Raw genomic sequence first — 2,042 nt, 5'->3', positions numbered from 1 at the left:
TTGCGGCTGCGGTGGCGCGTGAGGCCACCCGCTGGTCGACGGACGCCGCCTCCTTCACCGGGCTACCACCGGAGTATGTTACGTCGATCCTCGATGGGTTCTGGGAAGCAGCCAGGGCCAGGGAACGCCTCGACTGGAAGCCACTGACCACCCTGCTGGCTTGGGTCGACGGCGAAGCCACCAGCGAGCTCGCCACCGGAGTGGTACAGCGTCGTGAGCGGCAGTGGCGCGCGGCCCGCTATAGCGTGATGCGCCTGTTTACCGTCGACCCGACAGCCGACCCAGACCGATTCCCCTCGGACGTCGAACCTGCCATCTGGCCCATCATCAGCGCCGCTTGCGCCGACCCCGACCCTCAGCGACAGGACACACCGAACGAGCCGGACGACGGTGAGTTGTCGTCGGCCTCGCTCGACGCCGTCCGCCCAGAGGCGCTGCGTGCAGCGGTCCTCTGGGGCCTGCGCGCCCAGCAGCGGCCCGGATAGACCGGTGTGCATGAGGTGACGCAGGTCCTCGACGCGCACGTCACCCCAGCCGCCGACGCAGCATTGGCAGTCCGCGCGATGTTCGGCGGGCACCTGCAAGCGCTGCTGAAACTGGACCCCGACTGGACCTCCCGCCACCTCTGCGACATCCTGCCGATCGAGCCCGAACACACCCGCGCGTGGCGCGCCGCCTGGAACGGGCACCTAGAGAACCGGGTGTTGACCGACACCGCCTGGGGGCTGCTTCGCCCGCACTACCTGCGCGCGGTAAACATCCTCACACCCACCCCGAACAACGAATGGGAGCAAGCACGAGCCACCCTGCTGGCGTTTCACCTGGGCAACCGGTTCTGGTTCGGCCCTCTCGACCGCGACGATCCGGACCATCTCCTGCAGCGGTTCTACGAGCAGGCACCCGCCGAGGCAGCCAGTATCATCGTCCAATCGGGCGGCCGCAGCTTCAACCGCGACGAGCCCACCGAGCCCGAGCGCCGGGAGCGACTCATGCGGCTGTGGGAGTACCGCATCCAGGCAGTTCGACGCGGTGCCGACCCAGACGAGCTGTCCGCCTTCGACGACTGGTTCGTCAATGGTCGGTTCGACGACGCGTGGTCACTGAACCAGTTGTACGAAATCCTCAGCCTCGCCCCAGATATAGGGCTCAGCGTGCACGTCCTGCGTCGACTGCGCACCCTCGCGCTCACGCATCCGCACGCGTGTCTCCATATTCTCGACCGGGTGCCCGGACGCCCCGGACACTATTGGATGACCTCTCGGCACAGGGCGCTCATCCACGAGATCATCGCGACGACATGCACAGCGGATGATGCCGCCGCGAGCGCAGCGAGCCGGCTGGTCAGTGCCTTCGCGGTAGACGGTTTCGACTTCCGCTCGGCGCTCGACGGCGACGCCAGCTCCAGCGCCGAGACCGATCGCTCCACTGGCTGAGGGACGTGCCCAGGGCTGCGGATGCGCGCATCGGCGGGAAGAGTTGCCAGCCGGCCCTTCACGCTCGACCACTGCGTAAGGATGTTGACCTGGACAAACGCCGCCCTGCATTTATCGCTTCTTGTCACTCGTAGTCAACTCTGGGAAGGGGTTTTCGGGGGGTACACGGGGGCGCCCTGCCCGGTGCCACCAGCCAACGGATGCTGGCGCAGGTTGGTGCCCTGGGGTGAGATGCATGGATCAAGGAGCACCTCGTCGTGCAGATTCCGGTCGTGTCGGCGATCCGACAGACCAGGCACCAGGAACACCTGCCTGGGGGTCAGTCGCGAGGTGAAGCCCGACGTAGCCTGCCGCAGTGAGCGAGAACGACATTCGAGACCAGCTTGCGAAGCAACTTCAGTTGATCGAGCCAGGGCTGACGTTTGTCGCGAAGAACTACCCGCTTCCAAGCGACGTCGGAAGCCGTGGGCTCATCGATATCTTGGCCCGGGATGCCACTGGCTGCTTCGTGATCATCGAGCTAAAGCGGAGCGACTCTACGGCGCGAGAGGCCCTCCATGAGCTTGCCAAGTATGTCGAACTGTTCCAGCGGGCGAAGGGCCTCGGGCC

3 protein-coding genes are annotated in these 2,042 nt (G+C 66.1%); all 3 read left to right on the top strand.

The window, feature by feature from the left end:
* A partial coding sequence (locus KBX08_RS33030) for a hypothetical protein (protein WP_210787673.1) occupies positions 1–485 on the top strand: 485 nt, incomplete at its 5' end.
* A 15-nt stretch (positions 486–500) separates the two neighbouring features.
* Positions 501–1,433, top strand: a complete 933-nt coding sequence (locus KBX08_RS33025) for a hypothetical protein (protein WP_210787672.1) — start codon at positions 501–503, stop codon at positions 1,431–1,433.
* A 355-nt stretch (positions 1,434–1,788) separates the two neighbouring features.
* The coding region (locus tag KBX08_RS33020) for an endonuclease NucS domain-containing protein (protein WP_210787671.1) at positions 1,789–2,042 on the top strand (254 nt) is incomplete at its 3' end.

It is taken from the genome of Micromonospora sp. H61 (genome assembly GCF_018070325.1).
Classification (GTDB): Bacteria; Actinomycetota; Actinomycetes; order Mycobacteriales; family Micromonosporaceae; genus Micromonospora; species Micromonospora salmantinae.
This window is presented reverse-complemented; position numbering and strand designations above follow the sequence as displayed.